The organism is Ruegeria sp. CDSC068 (assembly GCF_059610545.1).
Genome location: NZ_JBXWNV010000001.1, coordinates 687,527 through 701,015 on the forward strand (window position 1 = coordinate 687,527; position 13,489 = coordinate 701,015).

General features: G+C 56.7%; 17 protein-coding genes. 13 read left to right on the forward strand and 4 right to left on the reverse strand.

The genetic code is table 11. The features are described 5' to 3' along the window. The first annotated feature begins 171 nt into the window (after positions 1-171). From AC2FID_RS03305 to AC2FID_RS03340, 8 genes are all read left to right on the forward strand, one after another. Entirely contained in the window at positions 172-789 is a 618-nt protein-coding gene (locus AC2FID_RS03305; RefSeq protein ID WP_058271645.1) for a 50S ribosomal protein L21, read from the forward strand. A gap of 11 nt (positions 790-800) precedes the next feature. Beyond that, positions 801-1,070: a 50S ribosomal protein L27 gene (gene rpmA / locus AC2FID_RS03310; RefSeq protein WP_058271644.1), complete on the forward strand. Its 270-nt coding sequence runs from the start codon at positions 801-803 to the stop codon at positions 1,068-1,070. An 84-nt stretch (positions 1,071-1,154) separates the two neighbouring features. Beyond that, entirely contained in the window at positions 1,155-1,655 is a 501-nt protein-coding gene (locus tag AC2FID_RS03315) for a GNAT family N-acetyltransferase (RefSeq protein WP_496835391.1), read from the forward strand. After that, a complete protein-coding gene (locus AC2FID_RS03320; RefSeq protein WP_058271642.1) occupies positions 1,652-2,260 on the forward strand; it encodes a LysE family translocator in 609 nt (202 codons plus the stop codon). The genes AC2FID_RS03315 and AC2FID_RS03320 overlap by 4 nt, the downstream gene beginning before the upstream one ends. Continuing rightward, complete coding sequence (locus tag AC2FID_RS03325) at positions 2,257-2,793, forward strand: GNAT family N-acetyltransferase (protein ID WP_058277925.1); 537 nt, start codon at positions 2,257-2,259, stop codon at positions 2,791-2,793. The genes AC2FID_RS03320 and AC2FID_RS03325 overlap by 4 nt, the downstream gene beginning before the upstream one ends. Before the next feature lie 37 nt (positions 2,794-2,830). Next, positions 2,831-3,865, forward strand: a complete 1,035-nt coding sequence (obgE, locus tag AC2FID_RS03330; RefSeq protein WP_496835393.1) for a GTPase ObgE — start codon at positions 2,831-2,833, stop codon at positions 3,863-3,865. Continuing rightward, a complete protein-coding gene (gene proB / locus AC2FID_RS03335) occupies positions 3,853-4,959 on the forward strand; it encodes a glutamate 5-kinase (RefSeq protein WP_496835395.1) in 1,107 nt (368 codons plus the stop codon). The genes obgE and proB overlap by 13 nt, the downstream gene beginning before the upstream one ends. 44 nt (positions 4,960-5,003) lie before the next feature. Next, the gene (locus AC2FID_RS03340) at positions 5,004-6,266 is read left to right on the forward strand and encodes a glutamate-5-semialdehyde dehydrogenase (RefSeq protein ID WP_496835639.1); all 1,263 of its coding nucleotides are present in this window, start codon (positions 5,004-5,006) and stop codon (positions 6,264-6,266) included. Here AC2FID_RS03340 and AC2FID_RS03345 read toward each other — a convergent pair. Further along, the gene (locus AC2FID_RS03345) at positions 6,263-6,859 is read right to left on the reverse strand and encodes a histidine phosphotransferase family protein (protein WP_496695472.1); all 597 of its coding nucleotides are present in this window, start codon (positions 6,857-6,859) and stop codon (positions 6,263-6,265) included. The genes AC2FID_RS03340 and AC2FID_RS03345 overlap by 4 nt on opposite strands. Positions 6,860-6,903: 44 nt before the next feature. Here AC2FID_RS03345 and AC2FID_RS03350 point away from each other — a divergent pair, with 44 nt between their 5' ends. From AC2FID_RS03350 to tsf, 5 genes are all read left to right on the forward strand, one after another. Beyond that, a complete protein-coding gene (locus tag AC2FID_RS03350) occupies positions 6,904-7,086 on the forward strand; it encodes a DUF3553 domain-containing protein (RefSeq protein WP_058271637.1) in 183 nt (60 codons plus the stop codon). 97 nt (positions 7,087-7,183) lie between these two features. Further along, a complete protein-coding gene (gene olsB, locus AC2FID_RS03355; RefSeq protein WP_496835397.1) occupies positions 7,184-7,939 on the forward strand; it encodes an L-ornithine N(alpha)-acyltransferase in 756 nt (251 codons plus the stop codon). A 4-nt stretch (positions 7,940-7,943) separates the two neighbouring features. Continuing rightward, on the forward strand, positions 7,944-8,780 hold the full coding sequence (olsA, locus tag AC2FID_RS03360; protein WP_282118441.1) for a lyso-ornithine lipid O-acyltransferase: 837 nt from the start codon (positions 7,944-7,946) through the stop codon (positions 8,778-8,780). Between the two features lie 166 nt (positions 8,781-8,946). Continuing rightward, positions 8,947-9,750, forward strand: a complete 804-nt coding sequence (gene rpsB, locus AC2FID_RS03365) for a 30S ribosomal protein S2 (RefSeq protein WP_058271914.1) — start codon at positions 8,947-8,949, stop codon at positions 9,748-9,750. 76 nt (positions 9,751-9,826) lie between these two features. Continuing rightward, positions 9,827-10,702 carry a translation elongation factor Ts gene (gene tsf / locus AC2FID_RS03370; RefSeq protein WP_108858613.1) on the forward strand — a complete coding sequence of 292 codons (876 nt, stop codon included), beginning with the start codon at positions 9,827-9,829 and terminating at the stop codon, positions 10,700-10,702. 372 nt (positions 10,703-11,074) lie between these two features. On the opposite strand, the gene AC2FID_RS03375 is transcribed toward tsf, so the two are convergent. From AC2FID_RS03375 to AC2FID_RS03385, 3 genes are all read right to left on the reverse strand, one after another. Continuing rightward, positions 11,075-11,830, reverse strand: a complete 756-nt coding sequence (locus AC2FID_RS03375; RefSeq protein WP_058271634.1) for a helix-turn-helix transcriptional regulator — start codon at positions 11,828-11,830, stop codon at positions 11,075-11,077. Beyond that, positions 11,827-12,276: a type II 3-dehydroquinate dehydratase gene (gene aroQ, locus AC2FID_RS03380; RefSeq protein ID WP_496835401.1), complete on the reverse strand. Its 450-nt coding sequence runs from the start codon at positions 12,274-12,276 to the stop codon at positions 11,827-11,829. Before aroQ ends, AC2FID_RS03375 begins: the two co-directional genes overlap by 4 nt. A gap of 126 nt (positions 12,277-12,402) precedes the next feature. Next, a complete protein-coding gene (locus AC2FID_RS03385) occupies positions 12,403-13,404 on the reverse strand; it encodes an NADPH:quinone oxidoreductase family protein (protein WP_496835403.1) in 1,002 nt (333 codons plus the stop codon). Positions 13,405-13,489 lie beyond the last annotated feature (85 nt).

Below are 13,489 nucleotides of genomic sequence, written 5' to 3' on the forward strand. Positions count from 1 at the left end.
GATAAGCGCGCATCCCGGCCGGTTTTCCGCGCCGGGTGTCGTTATTATTGACCCTAGGACCTTGTCCCACGGGTCGTCACACAGCCCGAAAAGGGCGCGCTGTTCGAGGTGGCGAAAGCCAAAAACGCCCTGTCGGGGACCATAGAACGCGATTAGACAAAGGAAAGACGCATGTTTGCGGTCCTCAAGACTGGCGGCAAGCAGTACAAAGTTCAAGCGGGCGATATCCTCCGCGTTGAAAAATTGGCTGCCGACGCAGGTGAAACAGTTCAATTCAACGATGTTCTGATGCTGGGCGGCGACGCTCCGGTTGTTGGTGCACCGTTCGTCGCAGGCGCAGGCGTTCAGGCCGAAGTGATCGAACAGATCAAAGGTGACAAGGTCATCAACTTCGTAAAACGCCGTCGTAAGCACAGCTCGAAGCGTACCGTTGGCCACCGTCAGAAGCTGACTCTGGTCAAGATCACCGACATTTTGGCGTCAGGCGCCGACAAGTCGGGCATCAAAGCTGCAACCGGTTCGGCGCCGGCTGGCGAAGCTGCCCCCGTGGCAAAAAAGCCTGCCAAGAAAGCTGAAGCCAAAGCAAAGGCACCTGCCGCAGCTGCTGCCGCTGACGATCTGACCCAGTTGACCGGTGTCGGCCCCGCCGCTGCCAAGAAGCTGGCCGAAGCCGGTATCGAGAGCTTTGCCGCTCTGGCCGCCTTGTCGGACGATCAGATTGCTGCTATCGAAACGGTCAAAGTGAAACCCGAATGGGTTGAGCAGGCCAAAGATCTGGCTAAAGGCTAAGGAGAGACAGAATGGCACATAAAAAAGCTGGCGGTTCCTCCCGTAACGGTCGCGACTCAGCTGGTCGCCGCCTTGGCGTGAAACTGTATGGTGGCCAGGCCGCCATTTCAGGCAACATCATCGTGCGTCAGCGCGGCACCAAGTTCTGGCCGGGCGAAGGCGTAGGCATGGGCAAAGATCACACCATCTTTGCAACTGTGGATGGCGCCGTGAAGTTCCACAAGGGACTGAAAAACCGCACCTTTATTTCGGTCCTGCCAGTGGCGGAGGCCGCAGAGTAAGCCGAAACCCAGAAGGTTTAAGAAAATTTCATGGGGGACTGGCAGAAAGTGCCGGTCCCCTTTCTCGTTTTCAGGAGCGGTCCCATGACCGAAGTGATAAAAACAGAGCGTCTTGTCTTGCGTCGGTTTCGGCGTGAGGACTCGTCGCGTCTTGTCACTCTTCTGAACGATCTGGACGTGGTGCGCTGGTTGACGGTGGTACCGCATCCCTATGAGGACGCGCATTCGACCGAATTTGTCGACGCGATGGCTGCCGAAGATGATGCCTTTGCCATCACTCGGGAAGAGAACCTCATTGGGTGCATCTCGACCGGATCTCAGCTGGGATATTGGGTTGCCAAAGCGTCCTGGGGGCAGGGCTATGTGACCGAAGCCTCCCGCGCGATGATTTCGAGATTCTTTCGATCTGATCGGCAGGAACTTACCTCGGGTTATCACGTCGGCAACGAACGGTCCAAGGCGGTCTTGTCAAAACTTGGGTTTAAACCAAATGGCCAGCATCGTGCGACGGCGCGGTCGACCAACGAAGATGTGATAATTCAGGACGTTTTGCTGCGTCGTGTGGACTGGGAGGCGATGCAATGACCGTTGCAACAACTAGTTTCCTGATCTTCGCAGCCTCTCAGGTCGGAACGCCCGGACCCGCCAATATGGTTCTGCTGGGCACAGGTGCGCGCTATGGGTTTCGGGCGGCTCTGCCGTTTGTGGCCGGAGTGATCCTGGGCAAACAGCTGATCATCTGGCCCGTTGGTTTTGGTCTGCTGCAGCTCGCGGATCAGGCACCGATTGTCTTTTCGGTCCTGAAATACGCCTCGGCGGCGTATATCTGCTGGCTGGCCTGGAAGATCGCGAACCTGCGTCTTTCGCGCAGTGAAACCACTGGAGACGTGCCCGGTTTTTGGGCGGGGCTGATCGTTCATCCCCTTAACCCAAAGGCATGGGCCATGATCATAGCCGGTTTTACCGGGTTCGTTGCGGTTGGCACGCCCAGCTTTAACGCGACGTTCACGATCGCTCTCTGTTTATTGCTTTGCCAGGCGGTTTTACACCCGATCTGGACATTTGCCGGAGATAGAATTGCCCACGTGGTTGAAGGTCGGCCCGTGGAAAAATATCTGATGTGGACGTTAGCGAGTCTCACTGTTGCGTCCGTATTTTTTGTGTTGTTCGGAGGAGGAACGCACTCATGAAACTCGAGACAATAATAAACCAGCCGGTCCTCGAAACCGAGCGGTTCGATCTGCGCCCATTGCGCCGGTCGGATATGGGTCTCATCGAGCATTATGCAGGCGATGAGCGCGTGGCACGTATGACCACGTCGATCCCGCATCCGCTGCCACCGGGGTCGGTCGAGGCGTTTGTGACGCGTTCAATGGCTGAAGACCGGGATGAGGACGTCTGGGCGATGGACGCCACCAAAGATGGTGGGCCGGAACTGATTGGTCTGATTTCGCTTACACGGCTGGATCGCAATCAGTCCGAAGTTGGCTATTGGGTGGCGCCTGTTTACTGGAATACAGGCGTAGCCTCATTGGCCGTCGAGATGTTGGTGAAAGCTAACCCGCTTGAAAACTCGAATTTGTTTGCCAGCGTGTTTCAGGACAATCCTGCCTCGGCCCGGGTTCTGACCCATTGTGGGTTCCAGTATCTGGGTGATGCCGAAAGTTACTCGGTGGCGCGCGATGCGAATGTGCCCACCTGGACATATAGTAAAAAACTCTGACTTGTGGCCGATGGGGCCCTTGCAGTAGGGGACAGTTATGAAATTTCTCGATCTTGCAAAGGTCTACATCCGGTCCGGGGCCGGCGGTGGCGGGTGCGTCAGCTTTCGGCGTGAAAAATACATTGAATACGGCGGTCCCGATGGCGGTGACGGCGGTAAGGGCGGGTCTGTTTGGGCCGAGGTTGTGGATGGGCTGAACACCCTGATCGACTTCCGCTATCAGCAGCATTTCTTTGCCAAGAACGGTCAACCCGGTCGTGGTCAGCAGCGCACGGGCAAGGATGGTGACGAAATCATCCTGCGCGTGCCTGTCGGAACTGAGATTCTGGACGAGGACGAAGAGACCGTCATCTGCGACCTGACAGAGGTTGGGCAGCGTGTTCTGCTGGCCAAGGGCGGCAATGGTGGCTTTGGCAACCTGCACTTCAAATCGGCAACCAATCAGGCTCCACGCCGAGCCAATCCGGGTCAGGCAGGGATCGACCGCACGATCTGGCTGCGGCTGAAGCTGATTGCGGATGTGGGTCTGCTTGGCATGCCCAATGCTGGTAAATCGACTTTTCTGGCGGCCACATCGAACGCGCGACCCAAGATTGCTGACTATCCGTTCACGACCCTGCATCCTAATCTTGGTGTTGTCGGTGTCGACAATGTGGAATTTGTCGTCGCGGATATTCCCGGCCTGATCGAAGGCGCCCATGAGGGGCGCGGGATTGGAGATCGGTTCCTTGGCCACGTGGAACGTTGCGCCGTTCTGTTGCATCTGGTCGATGGCACCTCGGAAACCGTCGCCGAGGATTACCGCACCATCATTCATGAACTCGAAGCTTACGGCGGTGAACTGGCTGAAAAGCCCAGGATCACAGTTCTGAACAAGGTCGATGCGCTGGACGAAGAGGAACAGGCGCTGCAAAGGACTGAGCTGGAAGAGGCTGTTGGAGGCCCTGTGATGACCATGTCTGGCGTCGCGCATCTGGGCGTGACCGAAGTGTTGCGCGCTTTGCGTGCGCAGATCGACGAAAACCGCCTGCGGCAAAAACCCGTTGAGGAGACCAAGTCTTGGCAACCCTGACCGCAGCACGCCGATTGGTGGTCAAAATCGGCTCTGCCATGCTGGTGGACCGTGATACCGGGTTGCTGAGGTCGGATTGGTTGGTCTCGCTGGCCCAAGACGTAGCCTGGCTCAAAGGGCAGGGAACTGACGTCATTTTGGTCTCATCCGGCTCGATTGCGTTGGGGCGCGGTGTTTTGGGCCTGCCCGTGGCGGATTTGCCGTTGGAACAATCTCAGGCCGCCGCTGCTGTTGGCCAAATTCGGCTGGCGCGGGCTTATGAAGAGGCTTTGACGCCGCACAAAATCACAACGGCGCAGGTTTTGGTGACGCTGGAAGACAGCGAGGACCGGCGGCGGTATCTGAATTCGCGCGCGACGCTGGAAACTTTGCTGAGTTTGGGCGTGGTTCCGATCGTCAACGAAAACGATACCGTTGCTACGGATGAGATCCGCTACGGCGACAATGACCGGTTGGCGGCGCAGATCGCCGTGACGGTTGGGGCCGATCAATTGATCCTGTTGTCGGATGTCGACGGTTTCTACACCGGGATCCCGAGTGAAGACGGAAACGCCAAGCGTTTCGATGTTATTGAGACCATCACGCCCGAGATCGAGGAAATGGCAGGCGATGCCGGTTCCGGTCTATCCAAAGGCGGAATGAAGACCAAGCTACTGGCCGCTAAGATGGCAACTGCTGCCGGTTGTGACATGGCGATTACCGAAGGTTCGACTTTGAACCCGCTGAAATCGCTTGAAGATGGCGCCAATTGCACTTGGTTTACAGCGACGCTGGACCCGCATGCCGCGCGCAAGCGCTGGATTTCGGCCATGAAACCGCGCGGTGAAATCGTAGTGGACGCAGGCGCGGCCAAAGCGTTGGGTAATGGTAAAAGCCTGCTGCCTGCTGGTATCGTTGAAGTAACCGGCGATTTCGGACGCGGTGATCCGGTTGCGATCATGGACCACCAATCGAGGCGTTTGGCGCAGGGCCTCAGCCGGTATACCGCGCAAGAGGCGGATGCGATCAAGGGTCGGAAGTCCTCAGAGATCGAAGCTACACTGGGCTATCCAGGCCGGGCCGTCCTGATCCATCGAGATGATTTGGCGCTGTAATGGCGCGATGATAGAACCAAATGACCGACCGAAAGGCACCTGAGATGAAGGATTTCGACAACATTCCCGCCCTTATGGCCGATCTTGGTAAACGCGCTAAAGCAGCCTCGGCCGATCTGGCCTTTGCAAGTGCCGAGCGTAAACATGCCGCCCTGATTGCCGCGGCTGACGCTGTTTGGGCAAACCGCGCAGATATCATTGAAGCCAACAAGAAAGACCTGGAGTTCGGACAAGAAAAGGGCCTGAGCCCGGCGATGATGGACCGGCTGATGCTGGATGATGCGCGCATTCAGGGCATGGTTGACGGGCTGCGCACGGTCGCGGATCAGGCAGACCCCGTGGGCGAGGTTCTGACCGAATGGGACATGGCCTCGGGCCTGAACATCCAGCGTGTTCGCACGCCTCTGGGCGTTATCGGAGTGATTTACGAAAGCCGTCCGAATGTGACGGCGGATGCAGGCGCATTGTGCCTGAAGTCGGGCAATGCAGTGATCCTGCGCGGCGGCTCTGAAAGTTTCCATTCCTCAACCGCCATTCACGCCTGTCTGGTCAAAGGGCTAAAGGCTGCAAACCTGCCAGAAGACGCCATTCAACTCGTGCCCACGCGAGACCGCGCCGCAGTGCAAGAGCTGCTGACCATGACCGATTGTGTGGACGTCATCGTTCCGCGCGGCGGAAAAGGTCTGGTGGGGTTGGTTCAGCGCGAAGCACGCGTGCCCGTCTTTGCGCACTTAGAAGGTATCGTGCACATCTATATCGACAAGGCTGCAGACCCCCAGAAAACGCTGGACGTCGTGCTGAACGCCAAAACCCGGCGTACCGGAATCTGTGGTGCGGCCGAATGTCTGCTGATCCATCAGGATGTGGCTGAAACACTCGGCCAGGATATCATTTCCGCTTTGCTTGCGGCGGGTGTCGAAATCCATGCCGAAGGCGCGTTGGCCCTGGACGGCACCATTGCGGCCACGGGCGACGACTGGGGCAAGGAATTCCTCGACAGCATCATCGCGGCCAAGCCGGTGGCTGATATCGATGCAGCGATCGCGCATATCCGTCAGTACGGTTCGAACCACACCGATTGCATCATGACCGAGGATGCCGATGCCGCTGCCCGGTTCTTTGAACGGCTCGACAGTGCGATTCTGATGCACAATGCTTCAACCCAGTTTGCCGATGGTGGCGAGTTCGGAATGGGGGCCGAGATCGGAATCGCAACCGGCAAAATGCATGCGCGCGGCCCGGTCGGGGCCGCTCAGCTGACGAGCTTCAAATACCTTGTCCGCGGAAACGGGACCGTCAGGTCTTAAAAACGGATAGCGACGCGGGTTGAGGTGGTTTCCGCCACAACCCGCCGACCCATCGAGGCAGCGGTCTGGGGCAGCAGTGCAAACTGCACCTGTGCTGGCGTCACCTTATTCGCAAATTGGCCTTTGGGTAGGTTCTTCCAAAGATCAGACTCTATATTCAGCTTGTCCGCCACACCGGTCACCGTCCAACTGCCACCGTTATTTTCCACGGTGACGTCGCCCCCCATCGGCATGGCTCTTTCGCAACACATCAGGGCCAAAAAGGCGAGCTTGACCTGATTGCGTGGCATCGCATCGGTCACGTGCCAGTTGACACGCACACGACCAACGCTTTCAACGTCTTTCAACAACTCAGTGACTTCGGCCCGGCCCAACGGTTGATCGCTGGCCGACCCAAAAGCGACGCGAAAAAACCTGATCTTTGCTCCGGCGCTTCCGACGCTGCCCGAGATCAGCTCCATCTCGGGGCCCTGCATGGTTCCGACCATCTCAAGCAGTTCCAGCCCGTTGTTTATTGCGCCAATGGGGCTGATCAGATCGTGACAAATTCGAGACCCGATCAGTTCGGCCAGATTGACGTTGGTGTCGCCCATGCGTACCTCTCCTGTTGTATCTGCCGCCGGACCGGAGCCCGATCATGACAGACCTCAATGCCATACTTGCACCGGGCATGTATGTCCGCCACCCCGATTTCCCCGACTGGGGCGTCGGACAGGTGCAGTCCAACATTGGGGGCAAGATCACCGTGAATTTCCAAGAACAGGGAAAAGTGGTGATTGACGGAACCCGCATCGCCCTGACGCCCGTCTTTGATCCGTGAAACTGGTTTAAGAATGGTTAACGATGGGCCACGCCGTGCTGGTTGCCATTTGACCGAAAACTGCGGTATCAGCGCGCAAACAAAAGCGGAATACCCGATGCCGGATGCAGGCCCTTCTTTCACCGTAAAACTCGCCGAATCCGAGGCCGAATTGCGCGCAGCTCAGAGGCTGCGATATGATGTGTTCGTCCGCGAATTGGGCGGCGGCGGCAAGATGGTGGACCACGAGGCAGGGTTAGAGCAGGATCAGTTCGATCCTTTTTTTGATCACATGCTGGCCTATGATGACGCCACTGGCGAAGTTGTGGGCGTTTACAGGCTGTTACCGGGTGAACGAGCCGTCGAATTGGGGCAGTTCTATTCCGAGGATGAATACGACCTGACCGTGTTGAAACAGAGCGGCCGCAAATTGTTGGAGCTTGGACGTTCCTGCCTTCACCCGGACTATCGGGGCGGAACGGCGATGTACCATCTTTGGAATGGCCTAGCGGGCTATGTGGCCGAGCGCGATATTGAGGTCCTGTTCGGGGTCGCCAGCTTCCATGGCATCAATGCACAGGAGCTGGCCCAGCCTTTGTCGATGTTGCACCACAATCATCTGGCCCCGCCGGACCTGCGGGTCAGGGCGCAACCCGATGTGTTTCAAAGCATGGACCTTGTCGCGCCGGATGCGTTGGATCGCCGTGGGGCGATGGTACAGGTTCCCGCGCTGATCAAGGCGTACCTGCGGTTGGGTGGCTTTGTGGGCGAGGGGGCGTTTATCGACCACGCTTTCAACACAACAGATGTTTGCCTGATCCTCGACACGGCGCGCATGAACGAGCGCCAGCGGCGTATTTACAGCGGAGCCTGATCCAGTGAACGATCCGCTTTGGGACAGTGACGACGCGCCAGACCCGATTGAATTGGGCGTATTTGGCTGGGCATTGGTAATCTTGCGCGGCCTTCCCTTGGCACTGCTGGTTTTTGGCGGGCTGCTCGTTTTGTTGACCGTTCGCCTGATCGAGCGCCCGCTGTTCGGTTTACGGCGTCCGATCACACCGTTCATTGCGCAATTTGTCTGCCGCAATGCGCTCCGGCTTCTTGGCATCGGCTTTCGCAGTTCCGGTGAATTGATGCGCGAACGCGGCGCTGTGGTCGCGAACCACACTTCTTGGCTCGACATCTTTGCGCTGAACGCCCGTAAGCGGGTGTACTTCGTGTCCAAGGCCGAGGTGGCCAAATGGCCGGGTATCGGCTGGCTAGCCCGCGCCACGGGCACGGTGTTTATCGAACGAGATCGCAAGAAAGCCCGCGAACAGACCCTGATCTTTGAAGAGCGCTTGAAAGTCGGCCATAAGTTGTTGTTTTTCCCAGAGGGCACCTCGACCGACGGCCTTCGTGTTTTGCCCTTTAAAACAACGCTTTTCGCCGCGTTCTTCTCGGATGAATTGCGGGACTTCATGTATGTTCAGCCTGTTTCCGTAGTCTTTCACGCGCCAAAAGGGCAGCCTGACAGGTTCTATGGCTGGTGGGGCGATATGGATTTTGCCCCGCATCTTCTCAAGACCTTGGGCGCGCGTCGGCAGGGGACGGTGGAATTGATTTACCACGTTCCAGCCAAAGTCAGCGATTTTGCCGACCGCAAGGCGTTGGCCGCACATTGCGAAGAGGCAGTGCGCCACGCGCATGCAATTGCGCGGCTTGAAAAATAAGGCCATTTGGCACTTGCACAGGGCGAAATCCTACCGTATACGCGCGCCATTAAAACCCGCAGGCGGGGTTTGGGCTATTTGAGGGAGACATCCTTATCTGGCCCGCCGGTTGGAGCATCCGCTTCTTTCACCCCCGCCCAGGCGTAAACCGGAAAAGGAAAATAGCATGGCTCTTCCCGAGTTCACCATGCGTCAGCTGCTGGAAGCTGGCGTTCACTTTGGTCACCAGACACAGCGTTGGAATCCCCGCATGGGCCCGTTTATCTACGGCTCGCGCAATGGCATCCACATCATGGACCTGACCCAGACCGTTCCAATGTTGGACCAGGCTCTGCAGGCCGTTCGTGACACCGTTGCAAAAGGTGGCCGCGTTCTGTTCGTTGGTACCAAGCGTCAGGCAGCTCAGCCGATCGCAGAAGCCGCTGAAAAGTCGGCTCAGTACTACATGAACCACCGCTGGCTGGGCGGCACGCTGACCAACTGGAAAACCGTTTCCCAGTCGATCAACCGTCTGAACCAGATTGACGAAGCCATGGAATCGGGCGCCGAAGGCCTGACCAAGAAAGAGCGTCTGGGCATGGAACGTGACCAGGGCAAACTGCAGGCATCGCTGGGCGGTATCCGCGAAATGGGCGGCGTTCCCGATCTGCTGTTCGTCATCGACGTCAAAAAAGAAGCACTGGCCATCGCCGAGGCCAACAAACTGGGTATCCCGGTTGTGGCAATTGTCGACACCAACTGCTCGCCCGATGGCGTGGATTACATCATCCCCGGCAACGACGACGCAGCGCGCGCGATCTCTCTGTATTGCGATCTGGTTGCTCGTGCCGCTCTGGACGGTATGACCGCTCAGATGGGTGCTGCAGGCGTTGACCTGGGCGCATTCGAAGAAGCACCGGTTGAAGAAGTCGTTGCGGAAGAAGCACCCGTTGCAGAAGAAGCCACGCCGGAAGCCAAAGCCGAAGCGTAAGCTGCCCGTCACGTAAATGACATATGGGGCAGGGTAGACCTGCCCCAATTCCGTTTGAATTGAGGAGAGCCAAAAGATGGCAATCACAGCAGCAATGGTTAAAGAACTGCGCGACTCGACCGGCGCAGGCATGATGGACGCAAAAAAAGCGCTGACCGAAACCGGTGGAAACATGGACGAAGCCGTTGATTGGCTGCGCACCAAGGGTCTTGCCAAAGCGGCCAAGAAATCCGGCCGTACTGCAGCAGAAGGTCTGGTTGCAGTTCACGTCAACGGTGGCAACGGTGTTGCTGTCGAAGTGAACTCGGAAACCGACTTCGTCGCAAAGAACGCAGAGTTCCAGGAAATGGTTGGCAAGATTGCTTACGCGGCAGAAGGCGTCGACAATGTCGAAGCTCTGTTGGCCGCTGATCTGGGCGGCAAGAACGTTGCTGACACCCTGACCGACAAGATCGCCACCATTGGTGAGAACATGTCAGTTCGCCGCATGGCGAAACTGTCAGGCGACACTGTTGTGTCCTACGTTCACAACGCAGCCACCAACGGCATGGGCAAAATCGGTGTACTGGTTGCTCTGTCCGGTGGTGACGAAGTGATCGGCAAGCAGATTGCGATGCACATTGCAGCTGTGAACCCGGCGGCCCTGTCCGAAGCGGACATGGACCCGGCTGTTGTCGAAAAAGAAAAGCAGGTTCAGATGGACATCGCCCGCGAATCCGGCAAGCCGGAGCAGGTGATCGAAAAAATGATCGTTGGCCGTATGAAGAAATTCGTAGCGGAATCAACTTTGCTGAACCAGTCGTTCGTTGTGAACCCTGACCTAACCGTCGAAGCCGCTGCCAAAGAAGCAGGCGCAACCATCACTGGTTTCGTCCGTCTGGAAGTTGGCGAAGGCATCGTGGTCGAAAAAGAAGACTTCGCAGCTGAAGTTGCCAAAGCCGTACAGGGCTAATTCTGGCAGAGGCCCTGAAAGGGGCCTCAAACTGAACAGAATAAAACCGGCTACTTTCCTGTAGTCGGTTTTTTTGCGCCTTCCGGCGTTAGGAACAACAGATCATACACTACTATCGGAAGGATTGAGGGGCCCCGCAGATGGGGATGGTCGAGGCCCCCCAAAATTCCGACTAAGAGACGCGGACAAATAGACGCCTTTATGTCAGAGCGACCGGAGAGCTTTGGTATTGCAAAGATCCGATCAAAACGTTCCCAGGCTAAAGCCACCACTCACGGAACAATATCACTTTGCAACTGGGGCTCAGATTCGGGAAGTCATGATTTCCTTACCCTACGTAAATTGACGCAATTTAGCGTCAAAAAAAACACATCATGCTTCCATGATGAACATCTGATTTTGCAGGGATGCTTTGAGCACGGCTTGCGCAGTTGTTTCCACTGAAAGGGACTCCCGGGCCAGCCTCAAATGCTTTTCAACGGTCGCCGATGTCAGGCCCATCAAAAGCGCTATGTCTTGCGTCGTCTTCCCATCTCCAACCCATTCCAGCGCCTCGCGCTGCCGCTTCGTCAGAGCGCGATTGGGGGTGTTGTAGGGCAGGGTAAGTATCTTCAGATGCGCGACATTGTTCATCAACAAGATGTCATCGCCATGTTCAGCCCAGATTGCGTCAACCTCATCCTGGCTAGTGGCACCACCAGCCGAAAGAGAGATCGCCCCCTTGGACCGCATCGAAACCGAGGTGAAACTGATAGTGTATCCCGCCACAACGCCTTTTGACCGGTTGAACTCGTATACCTGGCGTTCCTGGGCGGTCATCGTGCCGTCGGAATTCATATCCTGAATCATTCTCCAACTGGCCGCGCCTTCATTGTGCAGCGCCCATTTCAGCATGGGTGCATGAAAGTACAGCCCATCGCGCACGAAACCATCGATGTACTCTTTGCCGTGGTTTGTAAGGATGGTGAAGTCTTCGGGGTCTCCCAAAGACGTTTCGGTCCTGTAGCGCGTATAGCCGTATAGCAGACGGTCGAAACCGAAAATTGCCATCTGGCGGCAATGAGCGTCCCAAAGCTCTTCCAGAGTTTTGACGTAGCTGAGGAAATTCAGATACTCACCCAGCTTCATACGGACCCCTCATTTTGCAAATGCGCCGACAGCGCATCCAACGCCATCACATAGCTCTGAAGCCCAAAGCCGCAGATCTGTCCCAGCGCAACCGGCGCCACATAGGATTTGTGCCTGAAGGGTTCGCGGGCGTGTATGTTCGAAAGGTGAACCTCAACAACTGGCAGCTCTACAGAAGCGATCGCATCCATCAAAGCGACCGAGGTGTGGGTATACGCCCCGGCGTTCAGAATGATCCCATCCTGATTGCCCTTGGCCGCGTGGATCGCGTCGATCAGCACACCTTCGTGATTGGATTGCAGGTGTGATACGTCCAACCCGATCGACGCGCCGTGACTTACACAGGTTTCTTCGACCATTTTCAGCGTTGTACGGCCATAAACCTCGGGTTGTCGTGTGCCCAGCAAGTTCAGGTTCGGACCGTTCAAAATCAGAACTTTATGCATTCATTCTCCGTCCCTTTACTGGTTGATAAACGTGATTAGGCATGGATGTCCACCAACCTGCGCACTCATCAGGCGAGTGTCGCGCATCGGACACCATCTGATCTTGAACCAAGTGTCGAAAACCAGTCAGGATTCTGGCATCGTTACCACAACTTTTCCAAGAACGGTGCGGTCGTTCAATAATGTCAGTGCCTCGCTTGCATCCGCTAAAGGAAACCGCCGACTGATTTGCGGCTTTATCTGTGAATTGGTGTATAAGTCGAACAACTCGCTGACATTTTCGGCATGGCCTTTGGGATCACGATAGACCGAAGCCCCCCAGAACACGCCAACGATCTGGCAGCCCTTCAACAATGGTAGATTGAGTGGGACTTTGGGAATACCGGCCGGAAACCCTACAACAAGGAACCGGCCATTCCACGCCATGCTGCGCAGCGCGGGTTCGGCATAATCTCCGCCAACGGCATCATAGACAACATCCACGCCATTTGCGCCCACTATAGCCTTGATTTCGCCAGAGAATGCCTTTTGCGCATCACGATCCATCTGGCGGGAATATACGATTGTGTCGTCCGCGCCGATTTGACGGCAAAAATCCGCCTTTTCCTGAGAAGATACGGCCGCTATGACACGCGCGCCCATCGCCTTGCCCAGCTCAATGGCCGCGCTACCGACACCACCTGCGGCACCCAGCACCAAAAGCGTTTCACCAGGCTGCAATGCGGCACGATCTTTCAGCGCGTGGTAAGACGTGCCGTAGGTGAAAATGAAACATGCGGCATCATCGAATGGCATCGATGTGGGGAATTTCAACGCTGTAGCCGCCTGGACCGTCAATTGCGTGGCAAAACCGCCATATCCGGTCAGCGCCAGAACCCTGTCCCCAACCTCGAATCCGGTTACGCCTTCGCCAACGCCCAAGACCTCACCTGCGATTTCCCCACCCGGGGCAAATGGTCTGGTTGGTTTAATCTGATACAGGTCCTGGATCATCAACGTATCGGGGAAATTGACGCCAGCAGCCTTGACCCCGACCAGCAACTCTCCCTTTCCTGGCACCGGGTCGGGCAGGGTCGTAAGTTCCAAAGTATCCGGTCCGCCCGGCGCGACGCTGAGTAACGCTTGCATATTGACTGTCTTGTCCTTGTTATTCGGTTGAGAGGACCTTTGGCGTAGCGGTGAATGTTGTCAAGAATTCCGCAGGGTGCAAATC